Source organism: Catenulispora yoronensis (assembly GCF_039531695.1).
Classification (GTDB): Bacteria; Actinomycetota; Actinomycetes; order Streptomycetales; family Catenulisporaceae; genus Catenulispora; species Catenulispora yoronensis.
In genome coordinates this window covers 93628-109972 of the sequence record NZ_BAAAQN010000018.1, presented here as the reverse complement: position 1 = coordinate 109972, position 16345 = coordinate 93628, and the positions used below count along the sequence as shown (strand labels likewise).

Annotated in this window: 13 protein-coding genes; 7 read left to right on the top strand and 6 right to left on the bottom strand. The window is 69.0% G+C overall.

Annotated features, from left to right (window positions below; all coding sequences use genetic code 11):
* Positions 1-62: 62 nt before the first annotated feature.
* The 3 genes from ABD481_RS17205 to ABD481_RS17195 form a co-directional block, all read right to left on the bottom strand.
* On the bottom strand, positions 63-1085 hold the full coding sequence (locus ABD481_RS17205) for a metal ABC transporter permease (RefSeq protein ID WP_344666675.1): 1023 nt from the start codon (positions 1083-1085) through the stop codon (positions 63-65).
* A 163-nt stretch (positions 1086-1248) separates the two neighbouring features.
* Positions 1249-2100 (bottom strand): metal ABC transporter ATP-binding protein, encoded by an 852-nt coding sequence (locus ABD481_RS17200; protein WP_344666674.1) that lies wholly within the window; start codon positions 2098-2100, stop codon positions 1249-1251.
* Complete coding sequence (locus ABD481_RS17195) at positions 2100-3062, bottom strand: metal ABC transporter substrate-binding protein (protein WP_344666673.1); 963 nt, start codon at positions 3060-3062, stop codon at positions 2100-2102. The genes ABD481_RS17200 and ABD481_RS17195 overlap by 1 nt, the downstream gene beginning before the upstream one ends.
* Positions 3063-3451: 389 nt before the next feature.
* On the opposite strand from ABD481_RS17195, the gene ABD481_RS17190 reads away from it, so the two are divergent.
* Entirely contained in the window at positions 3452-4834 is a 1383-nt protein-coding gene (locus ABD481_RS17190; RefSeq protein ID WP_344666672.1) for a glycine--tRNA ligase, read from the top strand.
* Positions 4835-5356: 522 nt separating this feature from the next.
* Here the strand turns inward: ABD481_RS17190 and ABD481_RS17185 are convergent.
* Positions 5357-6124, bottom strand: a complete 768-nt coding sequence (locus ABD481_RS17185) for a hypothetical protein (protein ID WP_344666671.1) — start codon at positions 6122-6124, stop codon at positions 5357-5359.
* Positions 6125-6289: 165 nt separating this feature from the next.
* Between ABD481_RS17185 and dusB the strand changes: the two genes are divergently transcribed.
* Complete coding sequence (gene dusB / locus ABD481_RS17180) at positions 6290-7429, top strand: tRNA dihydrouridine synthase DusB (protein WP_344666670.1); 1140 nt, start codon at positions 6290-6292, stop codon at positions 7427-7429.
* A gap of 609 nt (positions 7430-8038) precedes the next feature.
* On the opposite strand, the gene ABD481_RS17175 is transcribed toward dusB, so the two are convergent.
* On the bottom strand, positions 8039-8590 hold the full coding sequence (locus ABD481_RS17175) for a YceI family protein (RefSeq protein WP_344666669.1): 552 nt from the start codon (positions 8588-8590) through the stop codon (positions 8039-8041).
* A 308-nt stretch (positions 8591-8898) separates the two neighbouring features.
* Between ABD481_RS17175 and ppdK the strand changes: the two genes are divergently transcribed.
* Complete coding sequence (gene ppdK / locus ABD481_RS17170; RefSeq protein ID WP_344666668.1) at positions 8899-11595, top strand: pyruvate, phosphate dikinase; 2697 nt, start codon at positions 8899-8901, stop codon at positions 11593-11595.
* 931 nt (positions 11596-12526) lie between these two features.
* Here ppdK and ABD481_RS17165 read toward each other — a convergent pair.
* A complete protein-coding gene (locus ABD481_RS17165) occupies positions 12527-12994 on the bottom strand; it encodes a DinB family protein (RefSeq protein ID WP_344666667.1) in 468 nt (155 codons plus the stop codon).
* Positions 12995-13130: 136 nt separating this feature from the next.
* Here ABD481_RS17165 and ABD481_RS17160 point away from each other — a divergent pair, with 136 nt between their 5' ends.
* The 4 genes from ABD481_RS17160 to ABD481_RS17145 all read left to right on the top strand — a co-directional run bounded on the left by ABD481_RS17160 (position 13131) and on the right by ABD481_RS17145 (position 16328).
* Entirely contained in the window at positions 13131-13475 is a 345-nt protein-coding gene (locus tag ABD481_RS17160) for a hypothetical protein (RefSeq protein ID WP_344666666.1), read from the top strand.
* Positions 13476-13491: 16 nt separating this feature from the next.
* A complete protein-coding gene (locus tag ABD481_RS17155; protein ID WP_344666665.1) occupies positions 13492-14421 on the top strand; it encodes a sigma-70 family RNA polymerase sigma factor in 930 nt (309 codons plus the stop codon).
* Positions 14422-14489: 68 nt separating this feature from the next.
* Positions 14490-14867 carry an EthD family reductase gene (locus ABD481_RS17150; RefSeq protein ID WP_344666664.1) on the top strand — a complete coding sequence of 126 codons (378 nt, stop codon included), beginning with the start codon at positions 14490-14492 and terminating at the stop codon, positions 14865-14867.
* A gap of 81 nt (positions 14868-14948) precedes the next feature.
* Positions 14949-16328, top strand: coding sequence for a deoxyguanosinetriphosphate triphosphohydrolase (locus ABD481_RS17145; protein WP_344666663.1), 1380 nt, complete (start codon positions 14949-14951; stop codon positions 16326-16328).
* The last annotated feature ends 17 nt before the right edge of the window (positions 16329-16345 follow it).

The following is a 16345-nucleotide window of genomic DNA, read 5'->3' as shown; positions in this document are numbered from 1 at the left end:
TGTGGCTTCTCCTAGCGGTGCGGTGGCGTGCGGCGCGGAGCTGCGGGCACGACGGCCAGCAGTCATTGTGGCAGGCTCGGGGCGGTGGCGGCCGGTGGTTGCGTCCGCGGATCCGAAACCGGGGCGCCCGGACGCGACCCGGAGCTGCCGGAGCCCGGACCGGCGCCTGAGCCCGGCCTCGGACGGGCGCCCGAACCGGCGCCCGAGCCCGGCCTCGAACCGGCGCCCGGCCTCGAACCCGGCCCGGCCGGCGTCCGCGCCTCCGACCGGCCCCGCCGCCGGTGCAGCAACCCGGCGCCGATGCTGGCCAGCAGGAACACCCCGATCGCGATCAGCACGATCGACGCCCCGGGCGGCGTGTCCGCGTAGTACGACATCGTGACCCCCGACATCGCCGCCCCCACCCCGATCACCATCGCCAGCCCCATCGTCGCCGCGAACGCCCGCGTCACCTGCTGCGCCGCCGCCACCGGCACCACCATCAGGGCACTGACCATCAGCACCCCCACCACCCGCATGCCCACCGTCACCGTCACCGCGGTCGTGACCGCCAGCAGCAGGTTCAGACTCCGCACCGGCAGCCCCGCCACCCGCGCGAACTCCTCGTCCTGGCACACCGCGAACAACGCCCGCCGCAGCCCCAACGTCACCAGCAGCACACCCACCGCCAACGCCGCGATCGCCCACAAGTCGCCCGGCGACGTCGACAGGATCGACCCGAACAAATACGAGTTCAGGTTCGCGTTGCCGCCGGACAGCGAGATCAACATCGACCCGCCGGCCAGACCCCCGTAGAACAACATCGCCAACGCCACATCACCACTGGCCTTGGCCCGCTCGCGGATCAGCTCCACCGCCACCGCGCCCGCCACCGCGACCAGCACCGCCCCCCACACCGGCGACGTCTTCGTGATCAGGCCCAGCCCGACACCGGTCAACGCCACATGCCCGAGGCCGTCACCCATCAGCGCCAACCGCCGCTGCACCAGATACGTGCCGATTGCCGGCGCCGCCAAACCGATGACCAGCGCGGCCAGGAACGCCCTCTGCATGAAGGCCAGGCCGAAGATGGTGTCGCTCAGCATGCGGGACCTGCCTCCGGTGCGGGGAGCGGGGTGGAAAACGGGGTCGTGGTCGGGGCCGACGCCAAGGCCGACGCCAGGGCCGAGGCCGATGCCATAGCCTTCGCGGCTCGTGCGGTGCCTGCCGCTGTGGTGCCCGCCGCTCCGGCGCGCGCCGCGAGGCCCCTCATGCCCGAGCCTCCTTCACCTTCAGCGTGTCCACCGGCGTGGGCCCGGGCGGACACGCCGGCGTCCCCGGCGCCTCGCTCGGCGCGTCGTGCGGATGCACATGGTCGTGCTCGGGCCGTTCGTGGCCGTGGAACGGGTCGTCCTCGCCGTGCTCCACCGGCGCCCCGTCATACAGCACCACTCCGGACCGCAGCACCACGGTCCGATCGATGAGCGGCGCCAGCGGCCCCAGCTCGTGCAGCACCAGCAGGATCGTGGTGCCCTGCTTCGACAGCTCGCCCAGCGTGTCCGCGAACGTTTGCTGGCTGACCAGGTCGACCCCGGCCATCGGCTCGTCCATGATCAGCAGGTCCGGGCGGCGCGCCAGGGCCCGCGCGATCAGCACCCGCTGCTGCTGGCCGCCGGACAGCGCCGCCACCGGGTCGCCGATCCGGTCCAGCATCCCGACGGTCGCCAGCGCTTCGCGGACCGCGCCGCGGTCGGCCCGGCCGCGCCGGCTGATCCAGGTCCGCGGCGTCAGCAGGCCGCTCGCCACCACCTCGCCGACCGTGGCCGGCACGCCCGCCGCCGCGGTGGTGCGCTGCGGGACGTAGCCGACCCGCTGCCAGGACCGGAACCCGGGCAGCGGCGTGCCGAACAGCTCGATCCGGCCGCCGTCCACCGGATACAGCCCGACGATCGTCTTGACCAGCGTGGACTTGCCGGAGCCGTTGGCGCCCAGCAGCGCGACCGTCTCACCGCGGCGCACCGTCAGGTCGACGCCGTGCAGGATCGCCCGTCCGCCGAGCGCCACCGTCACCTGGTGGGCCGCCACGGCCGGAACCGTTATGTCGGAGGTGTCACGGGCCATCAGGCGCATCCCAACGCGGAACGGAGCGCGGCGAGGTTGTCGCGCATCACGGAGAGGTAGTCCTGCTTCGAGGGGTCCTGGACCCCCTCGATCGGGTCGAGCACCGCGGCCTTCGTCCCGGTGTCCGCCGCGAGCGTCTGCGCGGTCTTGGGGCTGGCCAGGGTCTCGAAGAAGACCGTGGTCACGCCCTCAGTCTTGATCAGGTCCTGGATCTTCGCGAGGTGGGACGCGGACGGCTCGTCGTCCGGGGACAGGCCCGCGATCGGGACCTGCGTCAGCCCGTACCGCTCGGCCAGGTACCCGAACGCGGCATGGCTGGTGACGATGGCCTTGCGCTGGCACTGGGCCAGACCGGCCCGGTAGTCGGCGTCCAGCGACTTCAGATCCGCGTCCAGCGCGGCCTGGTTGGCCCGGTAGTCCGCGGCGTGCGCCGGGTCCACCTGCTGCAACTTGGCCGACACCGCGTCCCCGACCTTGGCGAAGTCCACCGGGTCCAGCCAGATGTGCGGGTCGTCGCTGCGGCTGTCGCCCTCGCCCAGGTCGCCGTGGTTCTCCAGGTGCACCACGGTCGCGGCGTCCAGCGCGGCCTTCGGCTTCTCCTGCGCGACCGCCGAGTCCACCAGCGGCTGCAGCCCCTTCTCGTAGATCGCCAGATCGGCCAGGCCGACCGCCGCCACCTGCGACGGCGTCAGCTCCAGATCGTGCGGCTCGGCACCGGGCTTGGTGAGGTTCCGCACCTGCACATGCGACCCGCCGATCCGCTCGGCCAGGAACGCGAAGGGATAGAACCCGGCCACCACGTCCAGCCGGCCCCCGGCCGCGCCGGGCCGGTCGGCGGCCTTCACACAGCCGCCGAGCACGAGTGTCGCCGCCGTGGCGACGGCCAGCGCGGCCGCCGCGGCCGGAACGACGGGACGAGGACGCGGACGGGGGACGGACGGCGCACGACGCGGGATGGGCATGCGGTCATGGTGACTGAAAATGAAAACGATTGTCAATTTGCCTGATCGTCGGACCGGATCCCGGACTCCGGGGCGCCCCGGACCGACCTCTGGGCCGACCTCTGGGCCGACCGCCGGACCAACCGCCGGACCAACCGCCGGACCAACCGCCGGGCCAACTGCCGGGCCGACCGGACCACTCTCCGGGCCGCCCCGGACCGCCTCCCTCGCGTTCGCCCACTCGTTCGCAGCCGACCCGGTCCGGGGTCGTCGCCTCGCCGTCTCCTCCTAGCCGCGAAACCGCTCCGAATCCGATCACCCGACCGGCTAAGCTGGGGCATCATCCGAAACCCGGCATCCGGCCGGGCTTCGCCACCGTGGATGCGGTGGCAACAAGAAAGAGAGCGACTGTGGCCGCCGACAAGATCGAGACCATCGTCCGGCTCGCTAAGAGCCGAGGCTTCGTCTTCCCCTCCAGCGAGATCTACGGGGGCACTCGTGCCGCCTACGACTACGGGCCGCTCGGCGTGGAGCTGAAGGAGAACATCAAGCGCCAGTGGTGGAAGGCGATGGTCACCGGCCGGGAGGACGTCGTCGGCCTGGACTCCTCGGTCATCCTGGCGCGCGAGGTGTGGGAGGCCTCCGGCCACGTCAAGGAGTTCACCGACCCGCTGACCGAGTGCCAGTCCTGCCACAAGCGCTTCCGCGAGGACCACCTCATCGAGGCCTACGAGGCCAAGCACGGCCGCACCCCCGAGCACGGCCTGGCCGACCTCAACTGTCCGAACTGCGGCAACAAGGGCACCTTCACCGAGCCCAAGGTCTTCAACCTGATGCTCCAGACCCACCTGGGCGTCACCATGGACGAAGCGGGCCTGGCCTACCTGCGCCCGGAGACCGCGCAGGGCATCTTCGTGTCCTACAAGACCGTCCGCGACGCCTCCCGCAAGAAGCCCCCGTTCGGCATCGGCCAGATCGGCAAGTCCTTCCGCAACGAGATCACGCCGGGCAACTTCATCTTCCGCACCCGCGAGTTCGAGCAGATGGAGATGGAGTACTTCGTCAAGCCCGGCGAGGACGAGACCTGGTTCGAGTACTGGCTCAACGAGCGCTATAACTGGTGGGTCGACCTGGGCCTGCGCGCCGAGAACCTGCGCTTCTACGAGCACCCGCAGGAGAAGCTGTCGCACTACTCCAAGCGCACCGTCGACATCGAGTACCGCTTCAACTTCGGCGGCCAGGAGTTCTCCGAGCTGGAGGGCATCGCCAACCGCACCGACTTCGACCTGTCCACCCACTCCAAGCACTCCGGTGAGGACTTCACCCAGCTGGAGCAGGACAGCGGCGAGCGCTGGACGCCGTTCGTGGTGGAGCCGGCGGCCGGTGTGAACCGCGGCATGCTGGCCTTCCTGCTGGACGCCTACGCCGAGGACGAGGCGCCGAACGCCAAGGGCCAGATGGAGGTCCGCAAGGTCCTGCGCCTGGACAAGCGGCTGGCCCCGGTGAAGGCGGCGGTCCTGCCGCTGTCCCGCAACGCCGACCTCTCGCCCAAGGCCCGCGACCTGGCCCAGAACCTGCGCCGCAACTGGAACGTCGAGTTCGACGACGCCGGCGCCATCGGCCGCCGCTACCGCCGCCAGGACGAGATCGGCACCCCGTTCTGCATCACGGTCGACTTCGACACCCTGGAGGACCAGGCCGTGACCGTCCGGGAGCGGGACTCGATGGAGCAGCAGCGGGTGGCGCTGGACCAGGTCGAGGGCTACCTGGCGGCGCGGTTGATCGGCGCTTGAGTTCTGTGATCGGGCGGCTTGAGCATCGTGTGTGCTGAACGCGCACAAGACTGCTTAAGCCGCCTGGTCATCTCATCCGCCGCAGGGTCTCTTGCTCGTGAGTCTCTTGCTCGTGAGTCACTTGCTCATGAGGCTCTTGCTCGTGGGTCACGCGCTCGCAGGTCACGCACGCGCTCGTGGGTCACGCGCTCGCAGGTCACGCACGCGCTCGCGGGTCTCTCACTCGCAGGTCACGCGCTGCACGCGCCGTGGCCTGCCTTGCTGGGCGGGCTTCCCTCCCACGCCACGCCATATGGCCTGAAAGCGCTATCGCGGGCCGAAAACAATGGGACCGCCGGAAAACCTTCCGGCGGTCCCATTGTCAAATGCATTTCGTACCGATCGGTAACCGGTGTGATCCGCTTCGCTTGTGTGATCTACGTCTCCGCCCGGATCGCGGTTCCCTGTTCACAGTTCGCTGTTCCGGTTGATAGTTGACGGTTCACCATCATCGGCAATCCGTGATCAAGCCGCTATTCCCGATCAGTGGTGGCGCTTCTTCTCCGTCGGCGGCGGGCACAGCGCCGAAGCCTTGGTGATCGACTCGGCGTTGACCTGCCACTGCCCCTTGGACCCGGTCGGCACCATCGTGAACACGACCCGGTTGCCCGGCGTGCCGTGCTCCTGGAGCGCCTTGCCCGGGGTGTGGGTCTGGACGTCGCCGCGCACCACCCCGGCCAGGTCCTCGCAGAAGCCGACCGTGGCCTGGTCCGCGGTCAGGCTCTCCACGCTGACGTTGGACAGCACCGCCTGGCCCACCGGCTGGTGCTTGGTGTCGATCCAGGTCTGCGCCCAGGTGTGCGCCTGCTGGTACCCGGCGCCGGTCCAGTACCGCTTCAGGTCCGGCGTCGCGGCCGAGGCCGGCTGGTAGGCGGCGGCGTACTCGGCCTTGTAGGCCTGGGACGCGTTCCACAGCACGATGTGGTGCGTCAGGTCCTGGAAGGCCGGGGTGGTCGCGTACAGCACCTGGATGGTGTTCGGCAGCTCTATACCCGGTTTCGGTTTGGAATGGTGTTCCGAGGAGGCGTTGTCGGGCGTCTGGCCCGGCGCCTGCTGCTCCACGGTGGAGGGCGGCGGCACATCCGCGGCGTGCGGGTTGGTGTTGCACGCCGAGATGCCCACCGCTATGAAGATGCCCAGGGCACCGGCCAGCAGCCCCGGCGCGAGCTTGTCGCGCCCCCGCTCCGCCGCCCGCCCCCGCGGACCGCTCAGGTCCGTGCCGCCTCCGCCGGCACGGCTCCTTGCCTTCACTTCGCTTCTCACTCTCGCCTACCCGCTGTCCAGTGTTCCAGCGGTGTCCCCCCGCCGGTTTTTTAACTCATTCCTTATGACGTTCAGAGTACTGGGCCGGTTGTCACGACACCGACTCGAAATATCCCGAACGGGTGTCGGCCCGCGGTATGGGATCCTGGAACCGTGACTTCCCCCCGCAAACCACACCTCACCCTCGGCACCCTGCCCGTTGCGCCACCCGTGGTCCTGGCTCCCATGGCCGGCATCACCAACGTGGCCTTCCGCCAGCTGTGCCGCGAACACGGCGCCGGTGTGTACGTCTGCGAGATGGTCATGACCCGCGCCCTGGTCGAGCGCAACGAGAAGACCCTCCGGATGATCACCTTCGCCAGCGACGAGCACCCCCGCAGCCTCCAGCTCTACGGCGTGGACCCCACCACCGTCCGCAAAGCCGTCGAGATGATCGCCGCCGAGAACCTGGCCGACCACGTCGACATGAACTTCGGCTGCCCGGTCCCCCGCGTCACCCGCAAAGGCGGCGGCGCCGCGCTGCCCTACAAACGCAAACTCTTCGCCCAGATCGTCGAAGCAGCCGTCCAGGCAGCGGCCCCCGCCGGCATCCCCGTCACCGTCAAAATGCGCATCGGCATCGACGACGACCACCCCACCCACCTGGAAGCCGGCCGCCTGGCCCAAGAAGCCGGCGCCACCTGGGTCGCCCTCCACGGCCGCACAGCAGCCCAGCGCTACAGCGGCGAAGCCGACTGGAGCGCCATCAAGAACCTCAAGGAATCCCTCCAGATCCCCGTCCTCGGCAACGGCGACATCTGGGAAGCCTCCGACGCCCTCCGCATGATGTCCGAAACCGGCGCCGACGGCGTGGTCGTCGGCCGCGGCTGCCTGGGCCGCCCCTGGCTGTTCGCCGACCTCGCGGCAGCGTTCACCGCCAACCCCACCCGCGCCCTCCCCACCCTCGGCGAAGTAACCACCACCATGCGCCGCCACGCCGAACTCCTGGCCAGCTGGCTCGGCACCGAACAAGCAGGTGTGGTCGACTTCCGCAAACACGTCGCCTGGTACCTCAAAGGCTTCCCCGTAGGCGGCGACACCCGCCGAGCCCTCGCCACGGCCTCCACCCTCACCGACCTCGACAACCACTTCACCCACCTGGACCCCGCCACCCCCTTCCCCACCGAAACCCTCGGCAAGCCCCGCGGCCGCACCAACTCCCCAGGCAAAGTAACCCTCCCCCACGGCTGGCTCGACGATCGCGACGACGACACGGTGCCGACCGCGGCGGAGCTGGAAGATTCGGGCGGCTGAGCGGCTGAGCGGCTGAGCGGCAGGGCGGCAGGGCGGCTGGCGCGATGCGCTATGCGTGGCGCGCGGCGTGTCACGCGCTATGCGTCACCCGCTAGGTGTGTGTGGCGGCGCGCTCCTGCCCCGAGGAACACGGTGCCGTCGAGCGCAACAACGGCGCACTCAGCCTGTCGACACGCCAGCCACCGGTCTACTCCCCAGACAACGACGGCGGCCCGCCTCCCAACCGCAGCCTGCCCACAGCGCCCATGCCGTGCCGCCGAACACCCAGGCAGGCGACAGCCCGCTTGCGGCGCGACAATGTGGTGCCGTCAACCGCCACGCCGGCGAACCTGACAGCCAACGCGGTGCCGCCAAGTGCCGTGCTGGCGAACCCGGCAGCAACGCGGTGCCGTCAAGCACCACGCCGACGAACCTGGCAGCCAACGCGGTGCCGCCAAGCGCCATTCCAGCGAACCTGGCAGCCGAGGCTTCACCTCGCACCGGCAACAGCTCACTGCGCTTTACTGCGGTTTGCCGCCTTGCCGCAGCAATCCCGCCGCCCCAAACAGCAAAGAGCGCCAGAACCCTCCAGGCGGTTCCGGCGCTCCGTCCCTCTCGGCGGCAAGCAGCTCAGCTCTGCTTGATCGCCGAAATCTCCAGCTCAATCTGGATCTTGTCACTGACCAGCACACCACCGGTCTCCAGCGCCGCGTTCCAGGTCATCCCGAACTCCTTGCGACTGACGGTGGTCTTGGCCTCGAACCCGATGCGCGTGTTCCCATACGGGTCGACCGTCGTCCCCAGGAACTCCACTTCGAAGTCGATGGGCTTGGTGACGTCCTTGACCGTCAGGTCGCCGTGCAGCACGAACTGGTCGTCGCCCTTGGCACTGACCCCGGTGGACTTGAACGACATCACCGGGTACTTGTCCTGCTCGAAGAAGTCGCCGGACAGCAGATGCCCGTTGCGCTGCTCATTGCGGGTGTCGACGCTGGCGACCGTGACCGAAGCCTCGGCGCTGCTCTTGTCAGGGCTCGCCCCGTCAATGTGGATCGTGCCCTCGAACTCGTTGAACCCCCCACGCACCTTGGTGACCATCGCGTGCCGGGCGATGAACCCGACCGTGCTGTGGGCGGTGTCGAAGGTGTACTCACCGGTCAGGGACGCGTAGTCGGTGCTCATTGCGAACTTCCTCCAGGGTCGGTCGTGCGATCTTGGTTTAGCGTTCAACTAACCTACCGTCCCCCACAGCACACCCTGCGGCAGTTTCATTCCCGGCGCGCCCACCTGTGCCTCCGCCCGGGTGAACACGTCCGCACCCCGGGTGAGACGGCTCACAGGAACGAAACGGCGTATTAGGGGTATAGCCGTGGGGAGCGCGCGCCGCCGACGCGCTACGCTCCGCAGCGTCAGGGCATGCGGTGGGACTCCCCTCATCCGTCCCACCGCCGCCGCAGGTGTGCCACTCAGATCAGTCAGGGAGTATCTGCGTGCCGAAGTTCGTGTACGACTTCACCGAAGGCAACAAGGACCTCAAGGACCTGCTCGGCGGCAAGGGCGCCAACCTCGCCGAGATGACCAACCTCGGGCTGCCGGTCCCTCCCGGCTTCACGATCACCACCGATGCCTGCCGCGTCTATCTGGAGCAGGGCCAGGAGCCCCCGGAGCTGCGCGAGCAGGTCACTCAGTACCTCGACGCCCTCGAAGTGAAGATGGGCAAGAAGCTCGGCCAGGCCGACGGACCTCTCCTGGTCTCGGTCCGCTCCGGTGCCAAGTTCTCCATGCCCGGCATGATGGACACGGTCCTGAACATCGGGCTCAACGACGAATCGGTCCTCGGCCTCGCCACCCAGGCAGACAACGAGCGCTTCGCCTGGGACTCCTACCGCCGCCTCATCCAGATGTTCGGCAAGACAGTCCTCGATGTCGACGGCGAACTGTTCGAACACGCCCTGGACGAAGCCAAGGCCGCCAAGGGCACCCACAACGATCTGGACCTCGGCGCCGACGACCTCCGCGGCCTGGTCGAAGCGTTCAAGGTGATCGTGGAGAAGGAGGCCGGCCGCACCTTCCCCCAGGACCCGCGCGAGCAGATGGACCTGGCGATCCGCGCCGTGTTCGAGTCCTGGAACGGCGACCGTGCCAAGCTCTACCGCCGCCAGGAACGCATCCCCAATGACCTGGGCACCGCGGTCAACGTCTGCTCGATGGTGTTCGGCAACCTGGGCATGGACTCCGGCACCGGCGTCGCCTTCACTCGCGACCCGGCCTCCGGCCAAACCGGTGTATACGGCGACTACCTGCAGAACGCCCAGGGCGAAGACGTGGTGGCCGGCATCCGCAATACGGTGCCGCTGCAAGAGCTGGAGCACATCGACGAAGCCAGCTACGCCCAGCTGACCGGCATCATGTCCACGCTTGAGGAGCACTACCGCGACCTGTGCGACATCGAGTTCACCATCGAGCGCGGCAAGCTCTGGATGCTCCAAACTCGCGTGGGCAAGCGCACCGCCGCAGCGGCATTCCGCATCGCGGTGCAACTCGTCGACGAGGGTCGCATCAGCCCGGACGAGGCCGTGCAGCGCGTGAACGGCGCCCAGCTGGCGCAGCTGATGTTCCCGCGCTTCGACGAGAACGCCAAGGCGGAGAAGATCGCCAAGGGCATGAACGCCTCGCCCGGCGCCGCCAGCGGCAAGGCCGTGTTCGACTCCTACACCGCGGTGAAGTGGTCCCGCTCCGGCGAGAGGGTCATCCTGATCCGTCGCGAGACCAACCCCGACGACCTCAACGGCATGATCGCGGCACAGGGCATCCTGACATCGCGCGGCGGCAAGACCTCGCACGCAGCCGTGGTGGCCCGCGGCATGGGCAAGACCTGCGTATGCGGCGCCGAGACCCTGGACGTGGACACGAAGCGACGCCGCATGATCGCGCCGAACGGCGTGGTGGTCGAAGAGGGCGACGTCATCTCGATCGACGGCACCTCCGGCGCGGTGTACCTCGGCGAGGTGCCGGTCGTCGCGTCGCCGGTGGTGGAGTACTTCGAGGGCCGGCTGGGTGCTGATTCGCCGTCGGCGGACGACCTGGTACGCGCGGTTCATCGCATCATGACATGGTCCGATGAACGTCGGCGCCTGTACGTGCGGGCTAACGCAGACACGGCAGAGGACGCCGCTCGGGCTCGGCGGTTCGGGGCGCAGGGCATCGGCTTGTGCCGTACCGAGCACATGTTCCTGGGCGAGCGGCGGGCTCTGGTGGAGCGGCTGATTCTGGCTGAGGACGATGCCGAGCGGGAGGCGGCGCTGGCCGAGTTGCTGCCGATGCAGCGGGACGACTTCGTGGCGATCTTCACCGCGATGGGCGGTCTGCCGGTGACGGTGCGGCTGTTGGACCCGCCGTTGCACGAGTTCCTGCCGGACATCACCGAGCTGTCCGTGCGCGTGGCCGTGGCCGAGGCACGGGGTGAGACCAGCGAGGGCGACCTGCGGCTGCTCCAGGCTGTACACAAGATGCACGAGGCGAACCCGATGCTGGGGCTGCGCGGTGTGCGGTTGGGCTTGGTGATCTCGGGTCTGTTCATCATGCAGGTGCGGGCTGTTGCTGAGGCGGCGGCGCAGGTGGCCAAGGCCGGCGGGGTGGCTCGGGTGGAGATCATGGTGCCGTTGGTCGGGGCTGTGCAGGAGTTGGAGATCATCCGGGAGGAGGCGCAGGGGGTTCTGGACGAGGTCAAGTCCCGGACCGGGGCTGACATCCGGGCGCTGATCGGGACCATGATCGAGCTGCCGCGGGCCGCGTTGACGGCGGGGCAGATTGCTGAGGCTGCGCAGTTCTTCTCCTTCGGGACCAACGACCTGACTCAGACGACGTGGGGCTTCTCTCGGGACGATGTCGAGGGGGCTTTCTTCTCGGCGTACTTGGATCGGGGCATCTTCGGGGTGTCGCCTTTCGAGACGATCGACCGTGACGGAGTCGGGAAGCTGGTGCGCATCGCTGCGGAGGAGGGGCGTCGGACGCGGCCGGAGCTGAAGCTCGGCGTGTGCGGTGAGCACGGCGGGGATCCGGAGTCGGTGCACTTCTTCGAGGAGGTCGGCTTGGACTACGTCTCCTGTTCTCCGTTCCGGGTGCCGGTCGCGCGGCTGGAAGCAGCGCGGGCGGCGATCGAGTCGGGTGGGAGCGACTCGCGTTGACATGGGGTATTGCCCGGCGGCGCTGAGCGCCGCCGGTGGTGGCCGGGTCCGAATGCCTGGGGCAGTATCCGGACCCGGCCGGTGCTTGTCCTCCGCGGAGAACCTGCTCGAGACCGGGAGTGTGGCCCCCCATCGCCTCCGACTTGGCAAGAGCCGGAGGCTGAACGCCACACCGGTCTCGGGCAGCCGACGACATCGTCATCGAGAGCGTGCGGGACATTCCCCCCATCGGCACGTGCTGACGTCTCGGCACGCATCAGTCGTGGGTTTGCCGGGTCCAGGTGTCGCGAACATCCCGGCCGCAAGATGATTGTGGCCGGGTGGGGAGAGGCTGCGGTATCCCCCAAATGGGGGTAGTTTGGCGGGTTTTGGCGTGTCGGGGGTGAGTGGCGCGAGTCTTTTGTGCTGGCTGGCTGGCGGAGGTGGTGGGTCAGGTGCGCCGGCAAATGACAAACGACGAGCGGTGAGCGGCAAAAGCGACGAGCGATGGCCATGAGCAGCAAACGGCGGGCACGAGCGGGCGACGAGCGGTGAGCAGCCGTGGGCGGTAGGCGGCGAGCGGCGAGTAGCGGATGGCCGGCGGCGTGCGGCAAACAGCGGGCGAGCGCGAGTGGCGAGCAGCGAGTGGCGTGCGGTCGGAGTTGCGTACAGCGAGCAGTGGGAGCGGCGAACAGTGGGCGGCGGGAGTTGTGATGGTGGGTGGCCTGTAAGGCAGGGACTTGCGGCGTGTGTGACTCGCGGTTGGCGATGTCCGGCGGGGTCGGTCGTGTCGACGCGGGTCGTGGTTGAGCTGGTAGCGACATGGGTGCCGAAGTGCCGCCGCAGTGCGTTGCTAGACCGCCACATGGCCGCGCATCATCCCTGCCGCCGTGGGCCGCGCCGCCATACCGCCGCGCACCCCACCGCACCCTGCCGCACCCCGTAAGACAACTCACCGGCCAGTCTGGCCGTCGTACTGCTCGCGGAGGATGTCGAGGTGGCCGGCGTGGCGGGCTAGTTCTTCGATTGTGTGGATCAGGATCCAGCGGAGGGTGCGGTTTTCGCGGTGGGAGGTGGTGTCGAGGTTGGTGAGGGGTTTTAGGAGTTCGTCGGCGTGGGCGGAGGCTTTGCGGAAGGCTGTTATGCAGGACTTGACTGTGTCTTCTTCGGTGAGGGTCATGCTGAGTTCGGGGATGGGGTCGTGGCCTAGGTAGGCCCATTCGAGCCAGACGAGTTCGGCGCCGGTCAGGTGTTTGATCAGGCCGAGGGGGGTGGTGCCGGAGGGGAGGGTGGGGGTGCGGGCTATGTCATCGGGGAGGTCCTCGACTTTGCGGATGATGGCTTCGCGGAGGTAGTGGAGGAAGGCGACCAGGGTTTCTTTTTCGCCGGCGGCTATGGCGGGTGGGCCGATGTCGGTCATGGGGAAACGGTAGTGAGGGCTATGGCGTGGGTGGTGGGTGCGACCGTAGGGTGGCCCGACTTGGAAGATCGTTGTGTGTTGGGCGGAGCGGGTGGGTGGGGGTGCGGTGTCGGCGGCAGGGTGGCGGGACTGGTGCGTGTTCGGCGCGGTGCTTGTCGTGTTCTTTGGGGCGTTGTGGTGGGGGATGCAGCGTGGGTTGGCGGTTGAGGGTACGCGGATGTTTGTGGCGGCGGTGCTGTACATCGGGTGGAACATGGTGTCGTCGTATGGCGGGGACGATTTCTCCACTATCAAGCTGCGGACTACTGGCGTAGTTTTCGGGGCTGCTGTGGTGGCAACGCTTGGGAGTCCTGCCAAGGTCATCAAGTGGCGGGAAGGGGCGCGTAGGCCCTGGGCCAACCGCTACCAAGCGATCTGGGTTGCGGCTATCGGCGCCGGGTTCGTGGTCGGCTCCGCGACCCGCTACCTCGAACTTCCGTAGTCAGTAGGCTTCCGCCGTGGACCTCGAAGCGCACCGCGCCGAACTCACCGCCTACTGCTACCGCATGCTCGGCTCGGTCCACGACGCGGAGGACCTCGTCCAGGAAACCCTCCTCCGCGCCTGGAAGGCCCGCGACCGCTACGACGCGAACCGCGCCTCCGTCCGCACCTGGCTCTACCGCATCGCGACCAACGTCTGCCTTACCGCCCTGGAGTCCCGCAAGCGCCGCCCCCTGCCCTCCGGCATCGGCGCCGCGAGTCAGGACACCGAGGCACCGCTCCAGCCGGCGCTCGACATCCCGTGGCTGGAGCCGTTCCCCGACTCGCGCTTTAGCGTTGAAGCCCGCGCGGACCTGCGTCTGGCGTGGGTCGCGGCAGTCCAGGACCTGCCGGCTCGCCAGCGGGCGGTGCTGGTTCTGCGTGATGTGCTCGACTTCTCGGCCGCGGAGGTCGCCGAGCAGCTCGACACGACCGTCGCCTCGGTCAACAGCGCGCTGCAACGGGCTCGCGCCACGGTGCGCGGTGTCGAGAAGCCCGAAGCGCTGCGGGAAGTGGACGATCCTGCCCAGCGCGCGGTGATCGAACGCTACATGCAGGCCTTCGAGGCCGCCGACGTCCCCAGCCTGGTCCGCCTCCTCGCGGACGACGTCATCATGGAGATGCCCCCGGTTCCGCTCTGGTACCAGGGCCGCGACGACTACGCCCGCTTCATGGAGCGCGTCTTCCGGCTGCTCGGCACCGGCTGGCGCACTCGGCTCACCACCGCCAACGGCCAGCCTGCGATGGCGGCCTACTTCCCCGACCCCGCCAACCCCGGCGCGCACCTACCGCACACTTTGCAGGTGTTCTCCGTCGCCGAAGGGCTGGTCACGGCCAACATTGTCTTCGCCGATTCGAGCCTGTTCGGAGCTGCGGGCACGAGAGTGTTCGAACTCTTCGGTCTCTAGCGATTCGTTTCGACGGTCTCGCCGGTATTCATTCGCGAGACCGTCGACGACGTTAGCGAGGAGATCCCGTGGACACCGACACCGACACCGATACCCAAACCAACACCAACACGAGCGCCGGCACCGCCACCACAACCGCCCGCTTCTACTTCTACTACGAGCAGCCCACCGACCCGGCGGCGTTCGACCGCCACTACCGCGACGTCCACATCCCCCTTGCGCGCAGACTCCCCGGCCTGCGCAGCTACACGATCACCGACAACGCAGTCGCCGTTCGCGGCGAGGCATTCTTCCGCGTCGCTGAACTCTGCTGGGACTCCATGGAGGACCTCCAAGCCTCCTTCGCTTCGCCGGAAGGCCTGGCCTGCGCCCAGGACGTCGAGAACCTCCTGCGCTATACAGACGGCCGCGCAGTGATCGTCGGCGCCCCGGAATCGCTGCTCTGACACCGGCGCCACGCCGCCCCGCGACGAGTCTTCAGACCGTGTTGGCCCGGACGGGTTACCTCCGGGGGTTACCGTGGGGCGGTGAGCGATGCCTATACCGACGCCGACCGGGAGCGCCACCTCCCGGACAACCCGAGCAACGTGCGCCGCACCCCGTTCGAGCGGGACCGCGCCCGGGTGCTGCACAGCGCCGCCCTGCGCCGCCTGGCCGCCAAGACCCAGGTCGTGGAACCCGGCTCCAGCGACTCGGCGTTCGGCGCCTACCTCGACAGCCCCCGCACCCGCCTGACCCACAGTCTCGAATGCGCGCAGATCGGCCGGGAACTCGGCAAGGAACTTGGCGCCGACCCGGACCTGATGGAGGCCGCCTGCCTCTCCCACGACCTGGGACACCCGCCGTTCGGCCACACCGGCGAGGAGGCGCTGGCGCTCGCCGCGGTCGGCTGCGGCGGCTTCGAGGGCAACGCGCAGTCGTTCCGGATCCTGGTCCGGCTGGAGGCGAAGGCGCTCGGCCCCGGCGGCGAGCCCGGCGGCCTGAACCTGACGCGCGCCGCCCTGGACGCCGCGACGAAGTACCCCTGGACCCGTGCGGAGGGTGAGGCGCGCGGCACGGGCAAGTTCGGCGTCTACTCCGACGACGAGCCGGTGTTCGCCTGGATGCGAAGCGGCGTCGAGCCCGGCCGGACCTGTTTCGAGGCGCAGGTGATGGACTGGTCCGACGATGTGGCGTATTCGGTCCACGACCTGGAGGACGCCCTGCACGCCGGGCACCTGGTGCCGAAGGCCCTGTTGTCCCGCGACGAGCAGGCGGAGCTGTTCGAGCTGACCGAGGTCCGGTACGCACCGGGCGCCGAGCCGGCGGAGTTGGCCGAGGCGCTGACCCGGCTGCTGACGCTCGACTACTGGCCCGGCGACTACGACGGCACCTTCGCCGCGCAGGCCGCGCTCAAGAACACGACGAGCAGCCTGATCGGCCGCTTCTGCCAAACCGCGGCTGCGGCGACCCGCGCGGCTGCCGCCGAGGCAGCGGCTGCGGGCGCGACCGGGATGGCGGCTGCGGCTGCGGCGGCTACAACTAACGGGACCACCGCCGCCCCGGCGAGGCCGCTCGCCACCCCCACGAACCCCAACCTCCCGACCACCGCCCCCCTCACCCGGTACGTCGCCGATCTCGTCGTCCCCCGGGAAATCCGCCTCGAATGCGCCTTGCTCAAGGCGATCACCGCGCGTTACGTCATGGCCCGCGCCGACGCCCGCGAGCTGCGCCGCCGGCAGCGTGAACTGGTCTCCGGCCTGGTCGAGGGCCTGTCCGCGGCGCCCGACGCGCTCGAACCGGCCTTCCGCTCCTGGTACGCCGACGCCACCGACGACGGCACCCGCCTGCGCGTCGTCGTGGACCAGGTGGCCTCCCTCACCGACGACGCCGCGTACGGCCTGAGCAGGCGGCTCGGAACCGTCTGAACGCGCGGTTAAACTCT